Origin of the sequence: Bacteroides sp. 44_46 (assembly GCF_001915465.1) — a bacterium.
GTDB classification, from domain to species: domain Bacteria; phylum Bacteroidota; class Bacteroidia; order Bacteroidales; family Bacteroidaceae; genus Bacteroides; species Bacteroides clarus.
Window position 1 is genome coordinate 361701 of sequence record NZ_MNQO01000018.1, and the last position, 26640, is coordinate 388340.

The following is a 26640-nucleotide window of genomic DNA, read 5'->3' on the forward strand; positions in this document are numbered from 1 at the left end:
TTTTATGGAATTAAAAATAGTTCGTATCTTTGCGCACAGAAAATACATTTGAATCATGAATATAGAACAGAAATTGGTAACGTCCGTAATTAGCGGATTGAAAGCGTTGTACGGACAGGATGTTCCTGCTGCACAGGTGCAGTTGCAGAAAACCAAGAAAGAATTTGAGGGACACCTTACGTTGGTTGTTTTCCCTTTTCTCCGCATGTCTAAGAAAGGACCGGAGCAGACGGCACAAGAGATTGGCGAATATCTGCAGGCAAACGAGCCTTCGGTTTCGGCATTCAATGTTATCAAAGGGTTCCTGAACCTGACTATCGCTTCTTCGGCATGGATTGAATTGCTGAATGGCATCCATGCGGATGTACAGTATGGCATTGCCGCTGTTACCGACAAGTCCCCGTTGGTGATGATTGAATATTCTTCGCCCAATACGAATAAGCCGCTCCATTTAGGCCATGTCCGCAATAACCTGTTGGGTAATGCATTGGCAAATATCATTTTGGCCAATGGCAACAGAGTGGTAAAGACAAATATTGTGAATGACCGTGGTATTCATATCTGTAAGTCGATGTTGGCGTGGCAGAAGTATGGCAACGGTGAAACTCCCGAGTCTTCCGGAAAGAAAGGTGATCATCTGATTGGTGATTATTATGTGGCTTTCGATAAGCATTACAAGGCTGAAGTCAAAGAGTTGATGGCGAAGTTCCAAAGTGAAGGTCTGAGCGAAGAAGAGGCCAAGACCAGAGCGGAAGCTGAATCACCTTTGATGAAAGAGGCGCGTGAAATGCTGGTGAAGTGGGAAGCCAATGATCCTGAAGTACGTGCTTTGTGGAAAAAGATGAATGACTGGGTATACGCAGGATTTGATGAGACTTACCGCATGATGGGAGTTACTTTCGACAAGATTTACTATGAGTCGGAAACCTACCTGGAAGGTAAGGAGAAAGTTATGGAGGGCTTGGAGAAAGGTTTCTTCTATCGCAAAGAGGACGGTTCCGTATGGGCCGACCTGACCGGAGAAGGACTTGACCATAAATTGCTTCTCCGTGCCGACGGAACTTCTGTTTATATGACACAGGATATTGGTACGGCCAAATTGCGTTTTGCCGATTTTCCCATTGACAAGATGGTTTACGTGGTAGGTAATGAACAAAATTATCATTTTCAGGTACTCTCTATTTTGCTCGATAAGTTGGGCTTTGAGTGGGGTAAGGGGCTGGTTCACTTCTCCTACGGTATGGTGGAACTGCCTGAAGGTAAGATGAAGAGCCGTGAGGGTACGGTTGTGGATGCTGACGATTTAATGGCTGAAATGATTAATACCGCTAAGGAGACTTCCGGAGAATTGGGTAAGCTGGACGGCCTGACCAAGGAAGAGGCTGATAATATTGCCCGTATTGTCGGTTTGGGCGCTTTGAAATATTTTATATTGAAAGTGGACGCCCGCAAGAACATGACGTTCAATCCTAAGGAATCCATTGACTTCAACGGTAATACAGGACCGTTCATCCAGTATACATATGCACGTATACAATCCGTTCTTCGCAAGGCGAAAGAGGCAGGCATCACCGTTCCTGCACAACTTCCCGCGGGTATTGAATTGAGTGAGAAAGAGGAAGGTCTGATACAGATGGTTGCAGATTTTGCAACTGTTGTGAAACAAGCAGGCGAGGATTACAGTCCATCTCTGATTGCGAACTATACTTATGATCTTGTGAAAGAATATAATCAGTTCTATCATGATTTCAGTATCTTGCGTGAGGAGAATGAAGCGGTGAAGATATTCCGTCTTGCCTTATCCGAGAACGTAGCCAAGGTGGTACGTTTGGGAATGGGATTGCTTGGCATTGAAGTACCCGACAGAATGTAGTTGAAAGTACTCTATATGAAAAGCCCTCTCTACGAATCCGTAGAGAGGGCTTTTCTTTTTTTAATATAACCTCATTATTTTTTCTTCTTGGCATATTTACCTCGTTTGGCTTTCGGCGCGTCCGGGTCACTTTGCAGTTTGATGATTTCTCTGCATGCGTCCAGGCTTAAATCCTGCGGAATAATATCTTTCGGAATTTTATAATTGTTTCCTTTATAGGATATATAGGGTCCATAGCGGCCATTCAGAATCTCCAACTCCGGTTCTTCATCAAATTTCTTGAGATGTTTTTGAGCTTCGGCGTCTTTTTTGTTCTGGATAAGTTGGATTGCTTCGTCCAGTGTAATTTCCATGGGGTCTATGGTCTTTGGAAGTGAAGTGTACATTCCGTTATTGTACACATAAGGTCCGAAGCGACCGGTTCCTATGGTAACCGCCTTACCTTCATACTCACCTAAAGTACGAGGCAGTTTAAACAGGTCTAGCGCTTCTTCCAGCGTGATTGTTTCAATGGACATTTCTTTCTTGAGTTGTGCGAAACGCGGCTTCTCATTGTCACCGGCAGTGCCAATCTGTACAACAGGACCGAAGCGGCCGATTTTTACAGATACCTGCTTACCGCTGCCCGGTTCTTCGCCTAAGATACGTTCACCGGCTTTATGGGCATTCTTGGTAGCGAGCGTATTTTCTACGGACGGGTGGAAGCCCTTATAGAAGTCGCCCAAAATAGTTGTCCACTTCTTTTCTCCCTCGGCTATCTCGTCAAATTGTTTTTCAACACTGGCGGTAAAGTTATAGTCAAGGATATTGGGAAAATATTCCATCAGGAAGTCATTGACTACGGTGCCTGTATCGGTAGGCATCAATTTAGCTTTCTCGGCTCCTGTTATTTCTGTTTGGGTAACGTCTGTAATCTTGCTGTCTTGTAATGAAAGTATATTATAAGAACGTTCTTCTCCGGTTTTTTCGCCTTTCTCCACATAGCCGCGTTGCTGTATGGTAGAAATGGTAGGAGCGTATGTGGAAGGACGGCCGATGCCCAACTCCTCTAATTTGCGTACAAGACTGGCTTCTGTGTAGCGGGGAGGATGCTGCGTGAAGCGTTCCGTAGCAGTAATGCTTTGGCTCTGTAAAATCTGTCCTTTCTTCAAAGGCGGCAACAAGTGTGTTTCATCTTCTTGTTCCGCATCGTCGTCAATGGATTCGCGATATACATGGAGAAAACCGTCAAATTTCACAACTTCTCCTGTGGCATTGAACGTATCCGACTCGTTACTGATGCTGATATTTACGGTAGTCTTCTCAACTTCCGCATCCGCCATTTGGGAGGCTATGGTACGTTTCCATATCAAGTCATACAGTTTTCGTTCCTGTGGACTACCTTCTATTTTAGCATTTTCCATGTCGGTAGGACGAATGGCTTCGTGAGCCTCTTGAGCGCCTTTGGTCTTCGTGGCGAAATGACGCGGATATACGTAACGTTCTCCCATCATGCTGGCAATGACTGATTTGCTGCTGTTTACAGCCAGCTCGGACAGATTGACGGAATCGGTACGCATATAGGTAATCTTTCCCGACTCGTACAACCGTTGGGCAACCATCATGGTTTGTGCAACTGTAAATCCTAATTTACGGGCGGCCTCTTGTTGCAAGGTAGATGTCGTAAAAGGAGCCGCAGGGCTTTTCTTCAGCGGGCGGGTGGAAATATCATTGATGGTGAAAGTGGCTGATCGGCAACTTTCCAGGAGTTTTTGAGCTTCGGCTTTTGTTTTGATACGGCGTGCCAATTCGGCTTTCATTTCAACCAGCTTGCCATCGGCATCGGGTACGAGGAATATGGCGGTAACCCGATAAGATGCTTCCGATTGAAAAGCTTGTATCTCCCGCTCACGTTCTACGATGAGGCGAACGGATACTGATTGTACACGACCGGCGGAAAGTGCCGGTTTCACTTTTTTCCATAGCACGGGCGAAAGTTCAAACCCTACGATACGGTCTAAAATACGGCGTGCTTGTTGTGCATCTACGAGATTGATGTCAATATTACGTGGTTGCTCGATGGCCTTTAAGATAGCGCTTTTTGTGATTTCATGGAAGACGATGCGCTTGGTATGTTCCGGTTGCAGTTTCAGCACTTCGTATAAATGCCATGCAATCGCTTCTCCCTCACGGTCCTCATCGGATGCCAACCATACGGTTTCCGCTTCTTTGGCTTCGGCTTTCAATTCTTCCACAACCTTTTTCTTATCTTCCGGAATTTCATAATGCGGTTTGAAATCTTTATCAATATCAATACTGAACTCTTTTTTCTTCAAATCGCGTATATGACCATAGCTGGAAAGGACTTTATAGTCTTTTCCTAGGAACTTTTCAATGGTTTTTGCTTTTGCCGGAGACTCGACAATGACAAGGTTTTTCTGCATAAATTTCTGTTTTATAGTGGTTCCAACCACTAATTTGCCCGCAAAAGTAGGAAAAAACAAACTTTCCACCTTATAATATAAGGAGAATTTAGCAAAAATGTCCTTTTTTGCTCGTAATGTTTTTAATCCGGAGATTAGAATTTGAGACTTACACCTCCGATAAAGTTGGTGCCTTCGGTCGGATATCCCCAGTAATATTGATAATTCCGGTTTAATAAATTGTTTATGCGGGCATAAACGGATATTCCTTTAAAAAACTCGTAACTACCGCCTAAATAAAGGTTATTGACTGCATTAACCTTGCCTTCCTCTACCTTCTCGCGCGAAATATGCCGATAGCCAAGATTAAGGAGTAAAGCGGATATAGGATGTACGTCTATATGCAGATTGGCTTCAAAGGCCGGCTTGTAAGTGAGCACATAGTCTTTGACACCGAATTGACTGTCATCCTTTGTATCCCAACTGCGGTAAGTTCCGGTAGCGACGAATGAGAATATGTTTTTATAGTCGTAGCGTACCTCTGCACCGGCATAGATGTTGCTGGTGTTCCATTGGCTGATGGCGAGCGTCCGGTAGTGTCCCTCTGTAGTTTCATCGAAACCTGCCGGATGGAAAAACAAATCATCTTTCAAGTTCTGGTATCCGGCATACAGGTTCAACCATAAACCGGTTGCCGGGCTGGCCTTGAAGCCGAGGGCGGCGTTCACTTGCTCGTATGTGGCATCCGGTTGCGAAGTTACCAGCCCGTATGGGCAGAATGCCTCCAAACGGCGGAAATCATTTTGCAGTCTTCCTCCTTTGGCCTGCGCATATAGGATGTAGCTATCCGCGAAGTTGTACTCTATCGCCACATCAGGAGCTGCCCGGAATTTCTTTCCGAAACCGAAAGCCATGTCAACCTGTGCGCCGATACGTATTTTCCAATCATCGTTTTCCAAACGGTAATGCGGGTTCAGGTTGAGTGAGGTGTAGTTCTCAAAATTATTATTCTTGTACAGTACATTGTCCATTGCCAAACCGATACCGACAATCTGTTCCTCGGATATGCCGCCTGCAACCAGTGCTTTGGTACGGATAATATTCTCTTGATTATTCAGTGAACCGAAATCGTATTGGCGTTCATAGAGCATCAGGTTGGTCTCTGCGCTGAATTGGAGAGGCAGTTCCTCATCCGTGGATTTCACTCCGAAATGAATGTCGCCTGAAGTGAATTTCTGTTTTCTGACGGCTGCATCAGGCAGGAAATTAAAATTGCTTAATCCAAAGTTACCCGCAACATCCAAGTCTACTTTCTTGAAGCGATGTAAATAACCTATGTTGGCATGAGTACGATAGTAATAAGAATTCCATTTGCCGTCATTGTCAGGTAATTCGAGTTTGCCATCCATACCGTTCATATGGAAATTCAGGTTGATACGATCACTGTTGGATAGCGTGAACAGATAGCTGGCACGTGCGTCCAGATTCCCGTAATTACCATAGCCCAGTCTGATATATCCGGGCTGTGTCTTGGCTTGCGTCTCTTTTCCGGTATATGCCTGCATGACAGTTGCAGGAATTGTATTGGCGGGCATAAGGGTTACATCATACTCCACTGTCCTCTTATTGGCGGTCGGCGGCTCTACTTTAGGAAGCACGTTTATTTTGGACGCGTCCAGAATATCGGGATTATACTCCTGTTCCACAACAACTGTCCGGTTCACAGTGGAGTCTTGAGGCTGTTGTTGGGCATGGGTACCCAAAGGTAGGGTTATCAGCGTTATTCCGCTGAGAATATATTGTATCTTTCTCATATTCATTGTGTTCTTTTATTTCAGCTTTTCCAGTCTTTCTTGAATCATTCCTTCAATATCATCGTCTGCATGATAATTTTGTTGCAGGCTTAGCAGATATTGGCGTGCATCCAGTTTCTTGTCCATGGCAACATATACGTCGGACAGAAGGATGAAGCTGCGTGCCAGCCAGTAGGCGTGCGGTGTGCTTTGGTCGATGAAGTTCAATATTTCCTTTTCGGCGGCAGCGTAGTCGCCGGCGTTGTACATCAGTTGTGCTGCCAGATACTTGGCTTCCGCACCGTATAATGTACGGGTATCTTGTGCCAGGATTTTCAAGTCATCCGCCGCTTTCTTCACCGCTTTTTGGTTCAGATAGGCTTTGGCTCGATAGTATAAAGCCTCATGCTGCAATTCGGGGGACAGCTTGGCTTCGGCCAGTAAGGCGGTCGCAGCCTGTATCACTTCAATATCATCCTTCAATAACACACCACAGCGCAGTACGCCTGTGAGGCCCAGTTGTCGGCGCTCGGCGGTTGTGGCACGGGCTTGCAGCTGTTTGTAGTCTGCCAGGGCCCGTTCGTACTCTTTGTGGTTGAACAGGATTTCCCCTCGCATCAACAAGGCTTCTTCCGAATACGGACTGTCCGGATACTCCAGCAGTTTGCCTGTATGCTCCAGTACGGCGGTTTCGTCTTTCTGCTCTTTTCCGATAAGACTCAGATAATAGTGTGCATTCAAGCTGAACGCTCCGTTTGGATAGCTTTGCAGATAGCGGATGAAACTTTCTCTTGCAGGGGAGATTTCCTCTTTCATATACACTTTTTCTGCGGCGATATAAGTCAGCGAATCTTGCTCGCTGGGTTCAAAGCGGATGACGCCCGGCATTTGGGCGGCAAGCGCTGCGAATTCATCCACACGGTTGGCTTCCACATAGATGGATTTCAAATCGCGCATGGCAAGCCGTGCTTCTTCGCTGCCCGGATATTTGGAGATGACGTATTTGTAGGCTTCGATAGCGTGGTTGTAATCATCGTTCTGATAATATAACAGTCCGATTTCCGTGGCAGCCTTACGACTGACGGAGCTTTCGGGATATTTGTTCAGCAGCTCCCGGAAAGTAGCGATGGCTTGGTTCCTGTTACGGCTTTGCACGTACGAACGGCCTTTCTCATAAAGCGCATTGACGGCATAGGGTGAATTCGGGTACTTGCTGGCCAATTGGTTGAGTAACGTAATTTTTCCGTCATAGTTCTTTTGCAGGCCCGACACCAAAGCCAGTTGGTAGTAGGAGTAATCACCGGCAGGCGTACCCAGGTTTTCCGCCCGGGTGTAGTATTGTCTGGCTTCGTCGAAACGGCGGACATGCATGTAGCAGTCGCCGATACGGTTATACGCATCGGCAAGGACAGTGGTGTTTCCGTTTTTTTGCAGTTGGATGAATTTCAAGAAACGGTCTTGTGCCGTTGCATAATCTTTTTTGTGGAAAGCTATGTATGCCAGGTTGTAGTAGGCAAGGGCATACATTTCCGTATTTTTCTGCGGGGCAAGTGACAGATACTCGTTGAAGTTACGGGCAGCTTCCTGCATACGGTTCAACCGATAATACGATTCGCCCCGCCAGTAAAGGGCGTCGGCTTTTGTCTGCAGATTATATTGGCCTAAGGCAATGCTTTGGTTGAAGTAATTGATTGCCTGTTCGAACTGCGTATTGGCAAAGGATTGGGTTCCCAATTGGAACAGGATTTTCTGCTTGGCTTCCAAGATAGCCTTTCCGGGACGTGCAATGCGTTCAATGGATTTGAGGGCGGCATCATAACTGCGGGTGTTCATATAGACCTCTACCAGATAGTTACTTACTTTATCGGCATATACGGAGTTGGGAAACTCATTCAGGAAATGCTCAAAGACTGTCACTGACTCGCCGAATGCGGAATAAGACGTTTCGTGAATGCAGAGAGCATAGTTGTAGGATGCCTGTTCCTTTATTTTCTGGTCAGCATCGGATGCGGCGGCCTGTTCAAATGCCATACGGGCTTTATTCCTGTCGGCAAGCTGCAGGTAGGCCAATCCCATATGCAGGTAAGCGTTTTGCGTAAGCGCGTCGTTATCGGTAGTCACTTCACCCAGAATGACAGGAACTTGCGAATAGACTCCCGTCTGATAATAGGACATTCCCAACATATAGAGCGCATCTCTTCTTCGGGTGGATTCCACATTGTCTTTCAGGTATCGGTTGAAAGCTTCTGCGGCTTCGTGGTATTTGCCGGAATGATAGTCGGCCGTACCTTGTATGCGGTACATCTCTCCCGTATATTTTTGGTTGGGATAGGCAGAGAGATAGTTTTGCGCGACTATTTCCGCTTTGTCATAATTCTTTTTAATCAGATATATTTCCGCAATGTAATAGGGGACGAGTGTCTTGTATTTCGTATTGTCCTGCAGACTGAGAAAACCGCTGAGAGCGTCTTCATACCGTTGTTGTGAGTAGCGGATATACGAAAGGTAATACGTACAATCCGCTGCATATTTGGAGCCGGTACTGCGTAATGTCTCAAACCAGATAGCGGCTTCTTTCACATTGCCCGTTTTCAGAAAACAGGTTGCCAAACGATAGGTCATGTCATCCCGCTCTTCATTACTTAGGAGGTCGAGCCGGGCGGAGTTGAACATGGCGAGTGCTTCATCATATTTCCCCTCGAAAAAATAGGCAGATGCTATAAGGGCGTAAATACGATTGGCATGGGGAGTGTCGGGATACACATCGAGGTAACTCCGCAACAGTTCTATACTATTGGGACTTCTCAGTTCGTATTCGGCACATACCAGCATATATTCGGCTTCTTCTTTGTCTCCGGCGGCAGACAACGGGTTGCCTTCCGCATTGAGTTGTTTTACAAAAGTATGTAAAGGAGACATGGCTGCGGCAAATGCCTTTTGTTGGAACAGATTCCGTCCTTCTTCATACAGTCGTTGCGGAGAAGTGATTTTCTCGCTCGTCTGTGCTGTCGCGAGCAATGGTGCGCAGCAAAGCGCAGTGTATACTATGCGGTAAATTTTATGTTTCATCTTCGGTTATAGAATGGATGCTTTTACAAAAATACGGGTTTTGGTTTGAAAATGTTCCGGTTATTTGGCTTTTTTAGGATATGCCGGACAGGAACATTTGCAGACCTTTACGAATGGAAGCCAGTCCGAAATCATCCGGATGCACGTCTTGTAAAGGAAGAAAGAAAACTTCCTCCGCATCGTCCATTGCTTCAAAATGCAGAGTATCGGTTACCGTACAGCGGAAAAACATATCCAGCGTATGTACGGGAAATCCTGAATAAATATAGATGTTCGGCAGTGAAAACAGATACTCGGCTTGTGTCACTGTCATACCCGTCTCTTCTTTCACCTCACGCGCTACTCCTTCCTCGCCGGTTTCCGCCATGTCAATGAAACCGCCCGGCAAGTCCAGTGTTCCTTTGGCCGGTTCTTTAGCGCGGCGGCACACTAATAGTTCGTTCCGCTCATTCAGTATCAGGGCAACGGTAGCGGAAGAGGAATTGAAATAATAGACAAAGCCGCAATCCTTGCAGAATTTTGATTTTTCATTATGAATTTCGAAATGTTCCGAACCGCATTTCGGACAATATCTGAATTGAGAAAGAGGATGTTCCATATTATTTATAGTTTTAGTGGTTGCAGTAAGCAAAGATAGGAAATAAAATTGGTCACTTTCTATTGTTAATTATTATTTTATTTTTAATAGCATGGTGAGTATCTTATTTATTATTCATCTCTTTTTACAATAAGAGATGTTATAAAATGTGGCTCTTAGGTTTCTATTGCTGCTTAATGTTCTGTTACTATGAGAATATATTTTCTGCTTATTGTACTTATCTTTTTCTAAACTCAAATAAATTTTAATATTATGAAGAAAGTTTTTTTAATTATTTTAGTCTTATGCTCGACTTTTTCTGTCGTAGCGCAACAGTATGACACAGCTGTATCACCTTTGAAAGGTGAAAAATGGTGGGGTGGTTTGGTTGCGTTGGGTAGCCAAATGCCTTTTAGTTCAACAACAGAGTGGTACGATTTGGGAAGGAAGAACTTGAATAATCAGGTTGTCCCGTTGCTATTATCTTCTGAAGGACGTTATATCTGGAGCGAACAACCTTTTCGTTTTCGATTGCAGAATGATACATTGCTTCTTCATTCTGATTATGAAAAATTGAATGTCATTTCAGCAGGAAAAACATTAAAGGATGCTTATCTCAATGCTTCTGCCAATTATTTTCCACCTTCGGGGAAGCTACCTGAAGAAATATTTTTTTCTAAACCACAGTATAACACATGGATTGAACTGATGTACAATCAAAATCAAGTTGATATAGAGAGATATGCTCAGGATATATTAGCAAATAATTTTCCGACAGGTATCTTTATGATAGATGATAATTGGCAAAAATATTATGGAAATTTTGATTTTAAGCAGGAAAAGTTTCCAGATCCGGCTGGTATGATTGAACGTCTGCATAAGCAAGGTTTTAAAGTTATGGTATGGATTTCTCCTTTTGTTTCTGCTGATAGTCCTGAATACAGATTTTTGGCTCAAAAAGGGTATCTGGTGAAAGAAAAAGATGGAGTTACTCCGGCTATGATATATTGGTGGAATGGTGTAAGCGCCTGTTATGATATGACAAATCCGGAAGCATCGGCTTATTTGGAAACACAGTTATGCAATGCTCAAAAGAAATATGGGATTGATGGCTATAAATTTGATGCAGGTGATGTCGCTCATTTTACAGATGAATATACTTTTTATGATTCGAATGCTAATGCGTGTACATTTTCTCAAAAATGGGCGGAATTAGGATTGAAATTCTCATATAATGAATTTAGAACGTCATATAAACTTGGTGGGCAACCTCTTGTACAACGTTTGGGAGATAAATCTTATTCGTGGAGTGCTTCTGCATTATTAATACCTGATATGGTGGCAGCGGGTCTATTAGGACATGCGTACACTTGTCCCGACATGATTGGCGGCGGTGAGTTTGGTTCATTCTTAGATATTGATACTGACAATTTCGATCAAGAGTTAATAGTTCGCTCGTGTCAGATTCATGCTTTTATGCCTATGATGCAATTTTCTGTTGCTCCTTGGCGCATACTGGACAGAGAGCATTTAGATATTTGTTGCAAGTTTGCCCGGTTTCACGAGCAAATGGGAAATTATCTTTTGCAAATGGCTGTTCATGCCTCTCAAACGGGTGAACCTATTGTAAGACATTTGGAATATGCATTTCCTCATCAGGGATTTACAGATTGTCATGACCAGTTTATGGTAGGAGATAAATATTTGGTGGCCCCGATGGTAACAAAAGGAACTTATCGAAAGGTGAAATTACCCAAAGGTGAATGGCGGGATGATATGGGTAAAAAGTTTAGAGGCCCGAAAACTATTGAAATAGAAGTACCATTGGAACGTTTGCCATATTTTGAGAGGATCAAATAAGGTGTTTTTGTAAAACGGATAGAGCTATAAAACAAGCACAGTTTGTACTATTTTGATGGTACAAACTGTGCAACTAAATAGATTTATAAAAGGTTAGAGGAATTTGTAAAGAGAGTCTGTTTTTAATTTCTTTCAGCCTTGATAAATGCATGCCGATAACCCTGCACCTTATTCCAGTTACCTCGTGTAAAATCGGGGATTTCTACAGGAACTGAACCATTTTCTATAGAAAGTTTGGTTAAAGGGATAAGTGAACACCATTCGGCAAGGTCATAAACGTCCATGTCTAACGGTAATCCGTGATGTAGGCAATAAATTAATCTTGAGTCCATAATGAAGTCCATACCGCCGTGTCCACCTACTTCTTTAGCCTGTTCTTCCATTGTTTTAATAATAGGATCTTTATATTGATTCATTAACTGGCTTTTTATTTCTTCAGGCATATATTCATGGGCTGTAAAAACTTGTTCTTTTGTAATTTCTTGAGGAAGATCTTTACTGTTCAGCGCATAACCCTCTACCGGATATTTGTCGGCAAATCCTTTGGTTCCTGTAAGTTGATATAGACGGCTATAAGGGCGTGGAGAGGCTACATTATGTTCTATTTGGATTGTTTTTCCTTTCTCTGTACGTATTAATGTCAGGGTGATTTCTCCATTTTGTAGTTTTTGAGCTTCTGTTCCTTTTCCATGTTCTTTTAGATATTCGGGTAGCGAAATAGGATCACTGTCCATTGCCACTAAGTATTTCATCCGGTCACCACGGTGAATATTTAATAACTGACAAGCTGGTCCCATGCCGTGGGTAGGGTATACATCTCCTCTATTGTTGATGTTGTATTGCATACGCCAATCTGCATTGTAATCATCCCAATATTCTTGTAGACAGTGATTATAAGCTCCTTTTACGTGAGTGATTTCTCCAAATAAGCCTTGTTGTGCCATATTTAAAGTTGTGATCTCGAAAAAGTCGTATACACAGTTCTCAAGCATCATACAATGTTTGCGAGTACGTTCAGCTGTGTCTATCGTTTTCCATATCTCTTCCATGTTCATGGCTGCAGGTACTTCGCATGCTACATGTTTTCCGTGTTCCATGGCATAGACCATCATGGGGGTATGGTGCAGCCAATCTGTAGCTATATAAATAAGGTCGATATCCGGTTGTTCACATACTTGTTTCCAAGCGTCTTCGCTTCCATAATATTCTGTCGCTTTGGGCATATTAGCGCGTAGTAACATTTGCTGGCAGGTGTCTACGTTCGCTTGGTGTAAATCACATAATGCTTTTACTTCAATCCCTTTTTGATAGGTGAAGCGTCGAATGGCTTCACTACCTCGTGAACCTAATCCGATAAACCCAATACGTACAGTTTCAATAGGTGGACAACTCAACCCGATAACATCTCGTTGGCCTGCAGGACGTTCGGGAGTAGATACAGTGACACATTGTGTATATGTGTCCTCATTATGCGTATCCATTGCGAGGAACAGACCTGCCACTATACAAGCGATAGCTAATATAATTAGCGGAATGTTTTTTTTCATGATAATAGAATTTGAGGATTAATGGTTAATAAATTTTGTTTTTTCTTCTTTAATATGCTCTAAGGTTCTTTTTTAAAAGAACCTGTTGGCTGTTGGAATACTCACATATATATGAAAATAAAGTAATAATTAACAATTTGGTTTATATTCGTTGTTTAAGAGAATCCAAAAAGATATAGATTAGGAGATAAAAAGGCTTTTTTGCTTGGTAGATAATGTAGAATTATCTATATTTGAAAACTTCTTTTTCTAATGCTCCGATTCTATATCCCTGTTATTAAATTTAAACAACTCACTATGTCTATTATAAGGCAGCTATTTCAGGAAGGAGGAAAGTATGGAAGAACGCATGTTTTTCTCTAAGATACAACAAGGAGACACGGCTTCTTTTGAATGGTTGTACAAAAGGTATCACCCTAGAATGTATATGTTCTGCAAAGGAATTTTGCATGATGAGGATAAGGCGAAGGATCTTGTTCAGGAATGCTTTATCGCTTTTTGGGAGCATCGTACTCAAATTAACGCTCCGGAAGCAATAAGTGTTTATCTATTCCGTATTATGAAACACCTCTGTTTAAAACAAATTCGACGGGATTCACTACTCAATAATTTTTCTAATATGAATGAGGTGGCATTGAGAGAACTGGAACTCTCTCATTATACGCCGGAATGTAACATCTTGAATGACCTGTATTTCAAAGATCTAAGTGAAAAGTATCAAGAAGCACTTGATAAATTGCCTAGACAATGTCAGAATATTTTCAGAATGAACCGTAATGAAGGTATGAGAAGTGAAGAAATTGCCATAGCTTTGAACTTGTCTGTTCGTACTGTTGAAAATCAGTTATATAGAGGATTAAAACAAATCAAGAAGTCTATGCGGGATTATCTTCCAGTATTACTCCTCTTGTTAGTAAAGAACTTTTTAAAATAATGCTATGATGAACAATATCAATAAAGATTATTTTATGAAATACTTGAAGAATGAACTTACTGATGATGAAACACGCCAGTTGGTTGCCTGGTTGCGTGAGAATAAAGAGAATCAGGAGTTTCTTTTTTCATTGAAAGACTCTTATCTATACTTGAATTACGAAAAAGATAAGAAAGAGGCTGATACAGAACATGAGTGGAAGCTGTTTTCGGAAAGAGTAGACCTCTCTAAAAAAACTGTATCCTCAGGTAAACATTTCTCATTGAAATATATATGGACTTCTGCTGCTGTTATTCTTTTGTGTATTGTCGGTGGTTGGACGGCAGGGATGATATATGCGGGACTGGATGTACCACGAGGATTAGTTACTTTGGAAACAGAGATCGGACAACAAGCAAAAACAATCTTACCGGATGGTACCGCGGTGCTTTTGAATGCTTGTTCCAAACTGACTTATTCTTTAGAAGGTTGGAATGATACGCGTGATGTACGGTTGGAAGGTGAAGCGATTTTTGATGTAGTGCATAAAAAAGATCAACCCTTTTATGTGCATACCCGTAATTATAATGTTCGTGTATTAGGTACGAATTTTAATGTAATGGCGTATGGAAACGATCCGGAGGGAGTTGTTACATTGAAACATGGTAAAGTAGAAATAGGTGTCGCCGGAAGTAATAAGAATACGTTTCTTCAGCCGGGAGAGAGTTTTGTGTACGATAATCAGACCGGAACCTATCAAGTGGAACAACGTTCATTGAAACATGTTTATGCCTGGGAGCATAAAGAGATTATTTTCGAAGGACATACATTGGAAGAAAAGAAAGAAGAGCTTTCAAGGCATTTCGGATATAAATTTGAGATAGCTCCTGAATTACAAAAAATGAGTTATAAGGCTACATTACGTGATGAAAGTTTGAATGAATTTCTTGCCGCGTTAGACAGCATCACTCCACAAATGTCTTACTGTATTGATGTAAATCGAAAGATTGTAAAAGTAAAGAAGTTGAATTATGGAGAAGATTAAGACAGCTTTTATTGGTGTTGGATATAGAGGTAAACAGTTGTTACAACTTCTACAAACTTTTCCCGTTTTTGAAGTTGTGGCAGTTGCTGATCCGGGTATTGAAGGTGTTGATATATCAGGAGTTACCTGCTATAATGATGGAGACGATGATTATCTGAATATGCTTGACCGGCATAAGCCGGAGTTAGTGTTTGTTACCTCTCCTTGGCAGTTTCATGTCCGCCATGCGGTACAGTGTGTGAAAAGACAGTGTCATGTTGCCTTGGAAATAAAAGGCGGACTGTATTTAGGCGAATACCAACCTCTGGTTGAGTTGGCAGAGCAAGGAAAATGTCGTGTTTATCCTTTGGAGAATACACTTTTTCGGAGAGATATATTGGCTATCTGTAATATGGTAAATGCCGGTCTGTTCGGAGAAATTATATATATGCGTGGCGGCTATCGGCATGACTTACGTGCTTTGCTGTTAGATGATGCTGGCAATATCGGGCACCGTGGGAAAACGGAGAGTGTTTGGAGAAGTAAGTTTTATCAATGTGAAAATGGAGATCTTTATCCTACACATGGGTTGGCGCCTCTGTGTATGATTGCAGGCATTAATCGAACGGATTATTTTCAATCACTGAGTTCTTTTGCTTCCAAGCCGGCCGGTTTATTGCAGCGGATCAAAGACTTACATGGGGATACGAGTGTGCGAATTACGATGGGAGATATTATTTCTACCCAGATAAAAACAGAAAAGGGTATTCTTATTTCACTGATTCATGATACGACTTTACCTCGTCCTCGTAGTTTGGATTTTGAAATACAAGGGACGAAGGCTATATGGCAGGGGGATAATTGCAGGATTTATGTGGAAAATGTCAGTCCGGATGAAACTTGGGAATCTGATTGTACTTATATTGAACATTATGAAAGCCTCTATTGGCAACAATGGGGTAAAGACGCTCTGCTGCACGACGCTCATCATCAGGGCATGGATTATATCATGTTGAGAGTGTTGGCAGAAGACTTACTAGGGAATCTTGTATATCCGGCTACACTGAATGATCTCGCTTTTTGGACTTCGGTATCTCCTTGGTCAAAGAAATCAATTGCTGAGAATCAAACGATTTTCTTTTAGTAAGAGCCTGGAAGTCTTGTGTACTAACTCATTAACTTAAAAAGGTCTGTCATCACTGACAGACCTTTTTAATGGTGCTATTTAAAGCATTGCTTATCATTAAAATACCTATTGAAGGGTATATCTTAGAGTAAATTTACTGCTACCGTTGGGAGTCACTATGCTTGGCTCACCTTCTGAAATGGTGATTCCCTCTTTTAAATCGACACTTATTTTGTAATAGCCTTCAGTGGTCGGTAAACTGAAGTGGGTTGGGTTTCCACTTAAGACGCTTGAATTGGCATCGAAGTTTTCATTGGGTAATTCCACTTTCGTATTACCGGTAGGATTGGTTAGAATAAATGCTATATCTCCCGCCCAGCTGAACACATAACAGGTTCCTTCATAAACAAAACTATCTCCTACGCGTACTAAGGGAAGTGCACTTTCTGGTTGCCAGCTTTGAGCGGTTCCACTTGCTGAGTGTGCCCAACTCCAACCGTACATATAGATTGCATCGGGGTATCCATTTGCCGGACGGGCATAAGAACTACCACTAAAAGCATCGATTTGGATAAAATATTTTCCGGTAGTGGCTGTTAGAGTCCAATTTGTATTACCGCCACCTGCAAATAGATCTTTATTCGGAGTACAAAGTGATAAATCTACAGTGTTAGATGTTATAGATTCTCCTTTGGTTAATTCCACTTCACCTTCATAGATATAATTTGTTCCACTCTTTAATTGTAATTGTGCCCCGGCAAAGTCTATTCCGTTACTCATGACTACACCGTTTGCTTTTACTTGCTCATTGGTGAACTCAAGAGTCCGTTCGTTACTCATAACAGTAACTTTAGTGCATTCATCTTCTTCGAAATAAACACGAATCTCAAAGGCACCACCCGCAGTAACCGGGAAACTTTTACTGGCATCGTATGCAGAACCGCTTGCAATTTGATTTCCGTCCCATAATACAAATCTGTCTTCTCCGGCTTTCTTTAGCTGGAAAGTTCCTGCAGCTGTGGAACCCCACATTCCGGTTTCTACCTCTTCACCTTCAGGCGGGAACCAAGTGTAGTAGCGTAAATTTCCGCTTTCATATCCTTGCATACGCATTTTGGCTTTTTCCTCTTTGATTTCTCCATCTTGCCAATGGCCGGAAATTGTACCGAGGATATAATAACTATCTGTAGCAGGGAGAGCTGTCCAACCATGTCTGTCACCGAAAGTTAGTTCAAATGTCTTGGGGTTAAATGTAATTTTGCAAGAGGCTTCAATGTCGCCGCCTATTAGAATGGAGTCTTTTGCCATTGTTTGAATTTCTCCGTTGCTTGTACCCCAGTATAGCCCTGTGTTGGCAGGGGTAGGAGAGATAATACCCTTTACGTTGGCAGGAAAAGTTTCTTCAACCTCAAATACATCTCCGTTAGGCAATAACTCGACAACTGACTTATTGCCCAATAAGAGATACAATTTGTTGAAAGTCGGAACTTGTAATGAGGTTAAATCAAAACTTTGTATGGCCTTTCCGTCCCGGCTGTTTTCCAAAATCATTTCCACTTTGAAGTCTCCTATTTCAGCGTTTTTCGGAAGAGGAATGGAAAATGTTTCGTTCATCTGAAAACTTTGTCCAAGTAACATTTGCTCTTTACGATAAAGTTCTGTTTCATTTCCATCTTTTAAAAGGATAGTGTACATTTTGAGATTCTTTTCATCTGTTAATGTACCTGTAAGAGATACTTTATCTCCGTATGAGAGTCCGCTTTGCGGAGAAATCATAATATCCATTTCCGGTTTGGGTGCATTGTCTGCATTAGCCGGATTGTCGTCATCACAACCGTAAAAGAATAGCGGTAGAATACCTAATGATAATATAAAAAATCTTTTTAAAGACATAGTCATAATTTTTTAAAGGTTAAGCTTTAAGGAATATTTTATGGTCGTACATCCATTTGACAATCAATAGTACAATGGCTGATTGAAAACAAATGCCAACCAACGGATAATACACTCCGAGCCACTGTTCCAGTCCGAAAAACAGAGAATCGGATATACAGCGGAAATTTACAACTTCAAATAAGCAGTATGCAGCTATGGAATTCATTCCATAATATTTGAGCCAGCCTATTCCGTACTTCCAGCCTTTGATGTCTATTAAATAATAAAAGATACCCATAAGCAAGAAGCAAACACCACCATAAAAGAGTGTCATGGAACTACTCCATATATGTTTGATAATTGGGAATATAGGATCCATCAGCAGAGCTGTGATTACAAGTGCTGTACCTGTTATGAGTAGTATTTTCAGACGTTGGATAGGCTCTTTCTGAAGTCTTAGTATATGACCGGCAAAGCTTCCGAGCATTACAGTCACAATGAAGTTTAAGCTACTTAATATCCATGTGTAGTGATAAGATGCAGTAAAACTCCATGTGTCGTCTGTCCAGATAACTCCATCACGTAGTGCTCCTAATACATATCGGTCTATTTCTTCTGCAATATTGGTTCCCGGTTCATAATTCATCTTACCTGCTGTGGCAAAAATCAGCAGGTAAGTGACGAAACACAGAATCGTAATACCAATTTGTGTACGGAAAGAACACCAGATATAGAGCAAGGCTGCCACTACGTAACCTACGGCAATGGCCTGAAGTGTATTTGCAAAAATATGAAACTGCCTGATGTCTAATGCTAATAAATTACCTTGCACCACCCAGCCTAATAAGAACAAAATAAAGAAACGTTTGAGGAGTCGTAAATAGAAATGATGGTCTACTATATCTCCTTGTTTGTATCTTGACATGGCAAATGGAATAGTAATGCCGGACATAAACATGAACAGAGGCATAATCAAATCCCAAAATGCAACACCTTGCCATTCTACATGAGTGAATTGATTAGTAATAGGAGCCAATGCCGGACTATTTTCTATTTCTAACCAAGTTATGAGGATGGGTTGAAACATCAAGAGGCAAAATAGGTCGAAGCCTCTTAGAAGGTCTAGGGAAGCCAGACGTTTATTAGCAGTTGCCATAAGGTTATTTCTTTAAAGTAAATTTAATGGATGATTGGCTTGCCGGCAGATCGGAAGATGCGCTTACCTGAATATCTATATTCAAGTCATTATATCCGGTTTCTGCTTCCCAACAATCCTTGTTTCCTAATCTGATTGCGTATTCCGGGCGGTCATGTATGCTGTCCTCCGGATCTGGAAGATATAGATACAGTTTGTAATCACCGACTGCCAAATCTGTCGGTAATGCGACTTTTGCATTTATAGTTGCACTTTTGTAAGGTTGCCATTTGCGGGGATCATCCGGTAAAGAAGCTACATAAGTGGTTTTTCCGTCTTTAGAGCGTAAGATTAATTCAACTTTTCTTGGATTGAACGGAGGAGCATAACCTAAGTTTTGTAGTGTGATGTTTGCATATAGTTCACTACCCGGAGCATGTTTTTCGGAGAATTCCCCTTTTTGCAGAACAAGCCGATAGCCCATTTCACGGATGATTCCGTCCATACATCCACCTGTAATCCAGGTATCATTAACTCCTTTATAATAATCTTCATTAAGATAAGACCAGCGGAGGTTACGCATTTCAGCTTGTGCTTTTTCACAGTCGGCGGGATCTACACCGTCAGGCGGACAAGTTTCTCCACCTATAGGTACATACAGTCCTTCTGTATTTAAATAGCTTTTGTCAACGGCTGCGTCTGTATAAGTTCCGTAATCATCTGCGCTTGCCATAAAACAATCATTATGGTGTCCGATGCGGGCCACAGCTTTGTTGCTGAATGCGTCTTCTGCTTGGATAGCTGTTTTTACTCCTACATAGTTGCGTTTGTAATTAGGAGTTCTTACTTGTACGGTACGTTCTGCCGGTAATACTTCCAATATTTTGTCTATAATGGTTTTGCGGGCGGCATCGTTATTCAAATTATTGGTTGTATAGTACCATTCTCCCCATGAACCGATAAAACCGGCTTGCAGTACAGCTATCACATCTTTATTCTCTTGGAGAATGGGTTTAAGTTGGTCAAGATGTTGCAAAATGACTGAAAGCGGTGCATCCGGTTCATCCATGGCTATTGAATAGGCAAAACGAAGAATTATCTTTATTCCTGCTTTACGGGCTACTCCCATGTCTTGCTTAATTTGCGAGAGGAATGCGTCGCTGATCGGTACATTCTTAAAATCTTTCAAATAGTAAAGACGATAAATAAGTGAGGCATTATTCTGTCTGTATTCACGTAATGCCTGTTCGGAAAGAGCAGGCGTACCTTTACTGTCAGTGTATTTATAAAAACCACGTTCCGGATTCGGAAACAAATCATTCGCAGATATGTAACTTACTGTTTTTACAGGACCAATCACGGTTTCATTACCGTCACTGTCGGAACCGTTGTCATCGGTGTTCGAATGGTTATCACCACCGCATGCCGTCATGCCTAAAATAAATAGAAAAGGCAATAAGGCTATTAAACTGCTTTTTTTCAGGATTCTATTTGTCATAGCCGGGGTTTTGTTTAACTTGTCCTTTACCGTCTGTTATTACGGAAAGAGGCAATGGGTATAGTTCTTTATATTTGTTAGCATAAGGAGTTTGAGTAACGTCAATGGCGCGTTGTACAAACTTGTCGTGACGAATCAGATCGGCACGGTATTGACCGTTCTCACACCAGAATTCGTGGCTTCTTTCCGTAAGAATACAGTCTATAAACTTTTCTTGAGTATTGACATCATCCATTTTTAAGTCTTTAAGTTTGGCACGTGCACGCACTTTATTAACGTAGCTCAGCGCTTCAGTATAATCACTTGCACTTGCCCCAGGTTTCATAACAAGAGCTTCTGCCAATGAAAGATAAACGTCTGCATAGCGATAAATGATAACATCAATATCAGAGTAGCCGCCAGAACCTAGAACAGCCGGGTCATATCCTATCTTCAACGGAATAGGACCGGTTGCAAGAGGAGAGTTAGGTGTATTTCTGTCTATCACTTCTCCGGCTGCATTGGTGTAATGGTCTAATAGGTAAGTTTTCCGGGTGTCACTTGGTTCAAATGTATCATAAAACCACCATGTACTGGTGCAAATACCCCAACCGGCTCCCATACCATTTTGATTGAAATCTGTGGGAAGGGCTCCCATATGCCATTGATTCATATTAGGGCCTTTGCCGGAAGAAGGAATTGCCCATATAATTTCTTTATTGGCACTGCCTTGTCCACCAAGCTCAAACATGGCAGGATAGTCGCTCATTAATTGATAGCCATATTTGGAATCCATTAATTCACGAGCCAAGGTCTCTACTTTAGTATAATATTCTTTATTATTCACTGTTTCATGCAGGTAAAGGCGAATAAGCAACATTTTCGCTAATCCTTTACTGAACTTACCGTACTCCGTAGCTCCGGGATAAGGAAGATAGTCTGCTGCAAATAGCAAGTCATCTTCAATGAATTTAATCATTTCGTCATGAGACAGACGCGGCAGAGGAGCTTCTTCCAGCGGATTTAGTAAGACCTCAATCGGTGCAATTACCAAAGGGCCGTACATATCGAATAAAATGTAAGAAAGCATACCGCGTGCACATCTTACTTCTGCTCCATATCTGGCTTTTAGTTCGTCAGACAATGCGCTTTTTTCAATTTGGTCAAGAACAAGTGTACAACGGCTGATTTTGTTGGCAAATCCGTAGGGTTCTTTGTTCTCGTAATAAAAGAATGTTACTCCTTCGGTTTCCGGAAAGAAGTTTAGCAACGAACAATCATAGGCTGTTCCCCATGTCTGGGTCAGGATTTCTGTAGTCGCATCATTAACGAACATGACTCCGCGTTCTGAAGGAGAATGTATACCATCCCACCAGTTACCACGGAGCGGATAGTAACAGGACAGTACTAAGGCTTTTAGATCTTCCTCGCTTTGGGGGAAGTTAGAAGGATTGATCTCGGAATAATCTACAGGATCGAGATCAACACAACTGCTCAGACATGTACATATAAATACAATGGCTGTAAGATATGTTTTAATGTATCGTTTCATAATATTGTGTTTTGACGTTAGGAATATCAGAATGAGATATCAACTCCAAAGCTGAATGTTCTCGCATTAGGATATGAAGCGGTGTAATAATCCGTTTCAGGATCTAAACCATCATATGGAGTGATGATAAAAGCATTGTTGACACTGGCATGTATGCGGAGGTTGGAGATAACTTTGGTTTTTGCCAGTAAATGTTTTGGCAGTGTATACCCTAAAGTGATGTTTTGCATACGAATAAACCATGCTTTTTGGTAGTAGAAGTCACCGGAACTATAAGTGTTTTCCCAGCCTTGGAACGTACTAGGATTGGTTGTGGATGGATTGTCCCAAGTCCAGCGGTCTTTAACAGAGCGGAGAGCATTCAAGCCATATCGTGCAATACCGTCACCGGATATTCCATATTCCATGGCGGTAGGGTCTTCCATTATACGGTCGAACATTCCATTTAGATGGAAGCTGAGGTCGAAATCTTTATATTTAAAGGTGTTTGTCATACCTGCTAACCAGCCGGGGTCACTGGTACCGATTAATTCCATATCGGCATCATCAATGATATTATCGGGGTGCCCTAATAGTTGAAAACGGCCGTTTTCATCCACTACCGGGTCACCGTTTGCATCACGTACATAACCATTGATATCTTTGATTACCAATTGTCCCGGAACCAACAGAGGTTGTGCATCAGGTACTTTTTCGCCTATTTGCAGAATGTGGTCGGCACGGCGAGAGTAGATGGCTCTGATGGGCGCATCATATTGTTCGTATACGGCTGGTTTCCAATCCGGAGTACGTTCTTTCCAACGGTCTTTGTATTTTGTAAAAGTAAGGTCGGTAGACCAGAAGAAGTCTTTCGTAACAATATTTTTAGTATTCAATGTTACTTCTACACCGGTGCTTTGTGTTTTTCCGATATTTGCAATAACTTGGGTTATGGTTTGATAGGAATTCAAAGGTTTATAGTTCAGAAGGTCTGAGATAACCTTATAATAATATTCTATCGAACCACTGATACGGCTGTTGAAGAAACCGAAATCAAGTCCTACGTTCCATTCGGTGGTAGTTTCCCATTTTAGGTCAGGATTTTCAAGACGGCCTTGGAATACACCTATTTGCTTGGACTTATCTTCCTTGTTATAAGCCTCTTGAGCATAATAGCTTGCAAAAGCATTAGTGCTGATGTCTGCATTACCGGTTTGTCCCCAACTGAGTCTCAGTTTCAGCATACTCAACCAATCGGTAGTTTTCTTCATGAAGTTTTCTTCACTGATAGTCCATCCTAAAGCAACAGAAGGAAAATATCCCCATTTGTGGTTTTTTGCGAATACACTGGCGCCGTCAGAGCGTAAAGTAGCTGTTAACAAATAGCGGTCTTTTAAAATGTAATTGGCACGGAAGAAGTAAGAAAGCATCTTATTTTCCGAGCTGCCTGAGCCTACAATTTTGTTTCCTGCACCGGCGCCGAGATTATTGTAAATAAATCCGTCTGTCAGAAAGTTATTGTTGCCGGCATTCACTCCTTCATAATTGAACTGCTCATAAGAAGTTCCTGCCAGTAAATTGACTTTATGGATTTTTGCGAAAGTTTTCAGATAGGTTGCTGTGGCTTCAAGCAAATACTGATTGTTGTCCATGCTGTATACGCTGGCTACTCCTTGCAGGTTATATCCGTTTAATGTACTTTTGGGTTGATACGTTTTTCTGCTTTGTGCTGCACGGTCTATACCCGCATTAACGCGTAATGTCAGTCCGTCCAACGGGCGGGCTTCAATGAAGATATTTCCTAATAAGCGGTCTGTATTACCCCGGTCGACATTATTCAATAATGAATAAGGATTAGGACGTGTACCAACCAGCGGGTTGGTCGGATATTTACCGGTTGCAGGGTCATAGGCTTGGATTTGAGGACCCATTTCGACTGCAGAACGAATCAGACCTGAGTTTTCCCATTTGTCCGAACCAAGCTGCGTATTGTCATTGATAATTCGGGTCATGGTAAGATTTAATCCGGCTTTAAATATATTCAGGAACTCTTGGTCAATATTGGCTTTCATTGTGTAGCGGGTCATTCCCGAGTTACGTATGATACCTTCATGGTTGAAATAGTTGAATGACAACATATATTGGGTACCCTGACTTCCACCTTGCAGATTGATGTTATGTTCTTGGATGTGCCCGTTGCGGGTGACTAATCCTAACCAATCTGTACCAGCTCCGGCATTGGCTATTTCCTGTTCCGTATATGGGCGGCTGTATTTGATACCGTTGACAGGCGACGCTAATGCTTCTTCCAAAGATTTACTACCCCAGGGAGCTACTTTGTTATTCCACACCCATAGTTCCCAAGTCGTTCTGTTTTTTTCTTCCATCCATTCCGGCAGTGAAAGCAAATCATAGGTATCTGAATACTTCTGGTAAGAATAATTATAAGAGTAGCTGACCTTTGCTTTTCCTTCCTTTCCTCGTTTGGTAGTAATGATTACTACACCGTTGGCCGCACGTGCTCCATAGATAGATGTCGCACTGGCGTCTTTCAGGACTTCGATGGACTCTACGTCATTAGGGTTCAGAAAGTTGAGTACACCTTGCGTACCCGGATCCATTTTGCGGTCCGAAGAAGCTATTTGGTCTAATTTGGCTATTGGAAATCCGTCTACAATATATAGCGGGTCGTTATTGGCATTGATGGAACCGGCACCACGTACAAGAATATCAAGACCGCCACCAGGCTGAGCGCTGTTTTGACGAACATATAAACCTGCTGCTTTTCCCTCCAAGGCATGACCGATAGAAGATACGCCGGTAAGACCCATTTCGTCCGCTTTTACAGTTGAAATGGCTCCTGTTAAGTCTCTCTTCTTTACGGTACCATAACCAACCACCACAACAGCGTCAAGCATATTGGCATCCTCTTTAAGGACTATTCTTTGCCAGTTATTATTTTTCAATGAAATTTCTTGTGGCACGTAGCCTACATAGGTAACAACAATAGCATCGCTATTATTGGGAAGCACTAAACGGTAGTTACCGTCTATATTGGTTACGGTACCTACGGCTTTTCCTTTAACCTGAATGCTGACTCCTATCATAGGACTCCCGTCTTCTCCTATCACGTTTCCGCTGATTTCATGAGGAAGCGCTTTCCCTTTTTGAGGCTTTTGGCTTTCATGTTTTTTCAGAAGGATTTTCTTGTTAGCGATTGTGTAGGTAAGGTTTGTGCCGCCCAAGACTCTATCCAGCACTACTTTTATATCTTGATTCTGCGCTTTCACATTGACAAGCCGATCTACGTCTACGCTTTGTTCTTCGAAGAAGAATTTGTAGTCTGTTTGTTGTTCTACCTGTTTGATAAAGGTAGAGAAAGGCTGATTCGTTAGATTGAGAGTAACTGCTTTTTGGGCATACATAGGTAAGGATGCCCATCCACCAAATAGAAGCAATAGGCTTAAACATAGTCTTCGTATCAGACTTGTTGATATAAGCCGCTCCTTTCGTGCTCTTTTCATACACATAGAATTTTAATTGTTTAACTAAGGTTTTAAAGTAATCTCGTTATATTATTTAAAGAGGCGGTTGAACAAAAAAATACTCATGTTTTTTTTGTGTTGTAAAACATATAGTAGCGATTGGGGATGTTGAGGTATGTTAAAATGGCGATTGGATAATAGAGCCTGCACCCAATGTGATTTTATACATCGGATACAGGCTTTTTTACAGAAATCTTAATTTATGTACATCTGTAATTTCACGGATTTTTATCCCAACGGATTTTCTTCTTCTCCGCTATTGCCACCGCCGCCATTGTTGCCGTTGCCCGCCGTAATGTCCTCGCCGTTAGTTGAGATACGTGTTACGCCGGAGCCCTTTATCATATCTTTCAGTCTTTTCCCCGGAGTGAGAATAAGTTTCTGTCGGTAAATGCTGTCGGCGGTTACGTTTTTGGCTTCAGTCTGGCTTTTACAGTTCAGTCCCGGACGGATAGTGCCGAAATCTCCTAATTTTACGGTTGCTCCAAGACTGACGTAAGTGCTGAGCGCATCAATCAGTCCGTCCATAACCATTTTTACTACACCACGCGGAGCCATACCTTCTTTCGTAACTTGGTCGCACAATTTATCGTAGCTGATTTCTCCCACAGAGAATGAAGCGGCTACATACTTTTCAGACTTGGTTTCATCAAAACCGAAAACTCTTTTTTTAATTACATAACGGAATGCCATAATCTTTTTTGTTTTTAATGGTTGTTACTTCGAAATCCTATATCTTTGTGATCACAGTGCGAAGTTACAACATGCCAAAACGGACAGGTGCTTTAAATGTACTTAGATAGTCGCATTTGTATCTATAAAGTCTTATAAAAGTCTGTATAGCACTTTAATTACCAACTGATTATAACTTTCTGAAAAATAATTTAGGAGAT

Annotated in this window: 16 protein-coding genes; 5 read left to right on the forward strand and 11 right to left on the reverse strand. The window is 41.9% G+C overall.

The features are described from left to right. The first annotated feature begins 55 nt into the window (after positions 1–55). The gene (argS, locus tag BHV73_RS11030; RefSeq protein WP_009122173.1) at positions 56–1873 is read left to right on the forward strand and encodes an arginine--tRNA ligase; all 1818 of its coding nucleotides are present in this window, start codon (positions 56–58) and stop codon (positions 1871–1873) included. 74 nt (positions 1874–1947) lie between these two features. Here the strand turns inward: argS and topA are convergent, their stop codons facing one another. The 4 genes from topA to BHV73_RS11050 form a co-directional block, all read right to left on the reverse strand. After that, positions 1948–4296, reverse strand: a complete 2349-nt coding sequence (topA, locus tag BHV73_RS11035) for a type I DNA topoisomerase (RefSeq protein ID WP_087425520.1) — start codon at positions 4294–4296, stop codon at positions 1948–1950. A 134-nt stretch (positions 4297–4430) separates the two neighbouring features. Continuing rightward, positions 4431–6095: a TonB-dependent receptor gene (locus tag BHV73_RS11040; RefSeq protein ID WP_087412107.1), complete on the reverse strand. Its 1665-nt coding sequence runs from the start codon at positions 6093–6095 to the stop codon at positions 4431–4433. 9 nt (positions 6096–6104) lie between these two features. Continuing rightward, positions 6105–9137, reverse strand: coding sequence for a tetratricopeptide repeat protein (locus BHV73_RS11045; RefSeq protein ID WP_087412106.1), 3033 nt, complete (start codon positions 9135–9137; stop codon positions 6105–6107). Between the two features lie 73 nt (positions 9138–9210). After that, positions 9211–9735: an NUDIX domain-containing protein gene (locus BHV73_RS11050; RefSeq protein ID WP_087412105.1), complete on the reverse strand. Its 525-nt coding sequence runs from the start codon at positions 9733–9735 to the stop codon at positions 9211–9213. Positions 9736–9987: 252 nt separating this feature from the next. Here BHV73_RS11050 and BHV73_RS11055 point away from each other — a divergent pair, with 252 nt between their 5' ends. Beyond that, complete coding sequence (locus tag BHV73_RS11055; RefSeq protein WP_087412104.1) at positions 9988–11574, forward strand: glycoside hydrolase family 31 protein; 1587 nt, start codon at positions 9988–9990, stop codon at positions 11572–11574. 122 nt (positions 11575–11696) lie between these two features. Here the strand turns inward: BHV73_RS11055 and BHV73_RS11060 are convergent, their stop codons facing one another. Beyond that, positions 11697–13121, reverse strand: a complete 1425-nt coding sequence (locus BHV73_RS11060; RefSeq protein ID WP_087412103.1) for a Gfo/Idh/MocA family protein — start codon at positions 13119–13121, stop codon at positions 11697–11699. 337 nt (positions 13122–13458) lie between these two features. On the opposite strand from BHV73_RS11060, the gene BHV73_RS11065 reads away from it, so the two are divergent. From BHV73_RS11065 to BHV73_RS11075, 3 genes are read left to right on the forward strand one after another with little or no spacing between them, the layout of a single operon-like run. Further along, entirely contained in the window at positions 13459–14055 is a 597-nt protein-coding gene (locus BHV73_RS11065) for an RNA polymerase sigma-70 factor (RefSeq protein WP_118045265.1), read from the forward strand. Between the two features lie 34 nt (positions 14056–14089). Continuing rightward, positions 14090–15079 carry a FecR family protein gene (locus BHV73_RS11070; RefSeq protein ID WP_286738313.1) on the forward strand — a complete coding sequence of 330 codons (990 nt, stop codon included), beginning with the start codon at positions 14090–14092 and terminating at the stop codon, positions 15077–15079. After that, on the forward strand, positions 15066–16202 hold the full coding sequence (locus BHV73_RS11075) for a Gfo/Idh/MocA family protein (protein WP_286738314.1): 1137 nt from the start codon (positions 15066–15068) through the stop codon (positions 16200–16202). Before BHV73_RS11070 ends, BHV73_RS11075 begins: the two co-directional genes overlap by 14 nt. Before the next feature lie 108 nt (positions 16203–16310). On the opposite strand, the gene BHV73_RS11080 is transcribed toward BHV73_RS11075, so the two are convergent. The 6 genes from BHV73_RS11080 to BHV73_RS11105 all read right to left on the reverse strand — a co-directional run bounded on the left by BHV73_RS11080 (position 16311) and on the right by BHV73_RS11105 (position 26440). Beyond that, positions 16311–18083 (reverse strand): cadherin repeat domain-containing protein, encoded by a 1773-nt coding sequence (locus BHV73_RS11080; protein WP_286738316.1) that lies wholly within the window; start codon positions 18081–18083, stop codon positions 16311–16313. A 13-nt stretch (positions 18084–18096) separates the two neighbouring features. After that, positions 18097–19215 carry an acyltransferase family protein gene (locus BHV73_RS11085; protein WP_195500382.1) on the reverse strand — a complete coding sequence of 373 codons (1119 nt, stop codon included), beginning with the start codon at positions 19213–19215 and terminating at the stop codon, positions 18097–18099. 4 nt (positions 19216–19219) lie between these two features. Then, positions 19220–20692 carry a DUF4832 domain-containing protein gene (locus tag BHV73_RS11090; RefSeq protein WP_229097113.1) on the reverse strand — a complete coding sequence of 491 codons (1473 nt, stop codon included), beginning with the start codon at positions 20690–20692 and terminating at the stop codon, positions 19220–19222. Continuing rightward, positions 20682–22223: a RagB/SusD family nutrient uptake outer membrane protein gene (locus tag BHV73_RS11095; RefSeq protein WP_286738317.1), complete on the reverse strand. Its 1542-nt coding sequence runs from the start codon at positions 22221–22223 to the stop codon at positions 20682–20684. The genes BHV73_RS11090 and BHV73_RS11095 overlap by 11 nt, the downstream gene beginning before the upstream one ends. Positions 22224–22249: 26 nt before the next feature. Next, the gene (locus BHV73_RS11100; protein ID WP_286738319.1) at positions 22250–25726 is read right to left on the reverse strand and encodes a TonB-dependent receptor; all 3477 of its coding nucleotides are present in this window, start codon (positions 25724–25726) and stop codon (positions 22250–22252) included. 249 nt (positions 25727–25975) lie between these two features. Beyond that, entirely contained in the window at positions 25976–26440 is a 465-nt protein-coding gene (locus tag BHV73_RS11105) for an HU family DNA-binding protein (protein ID WP_009122178.1), read from the reverse strand. Positions 26441–26640: the final 200 nt, after the last annotated feature.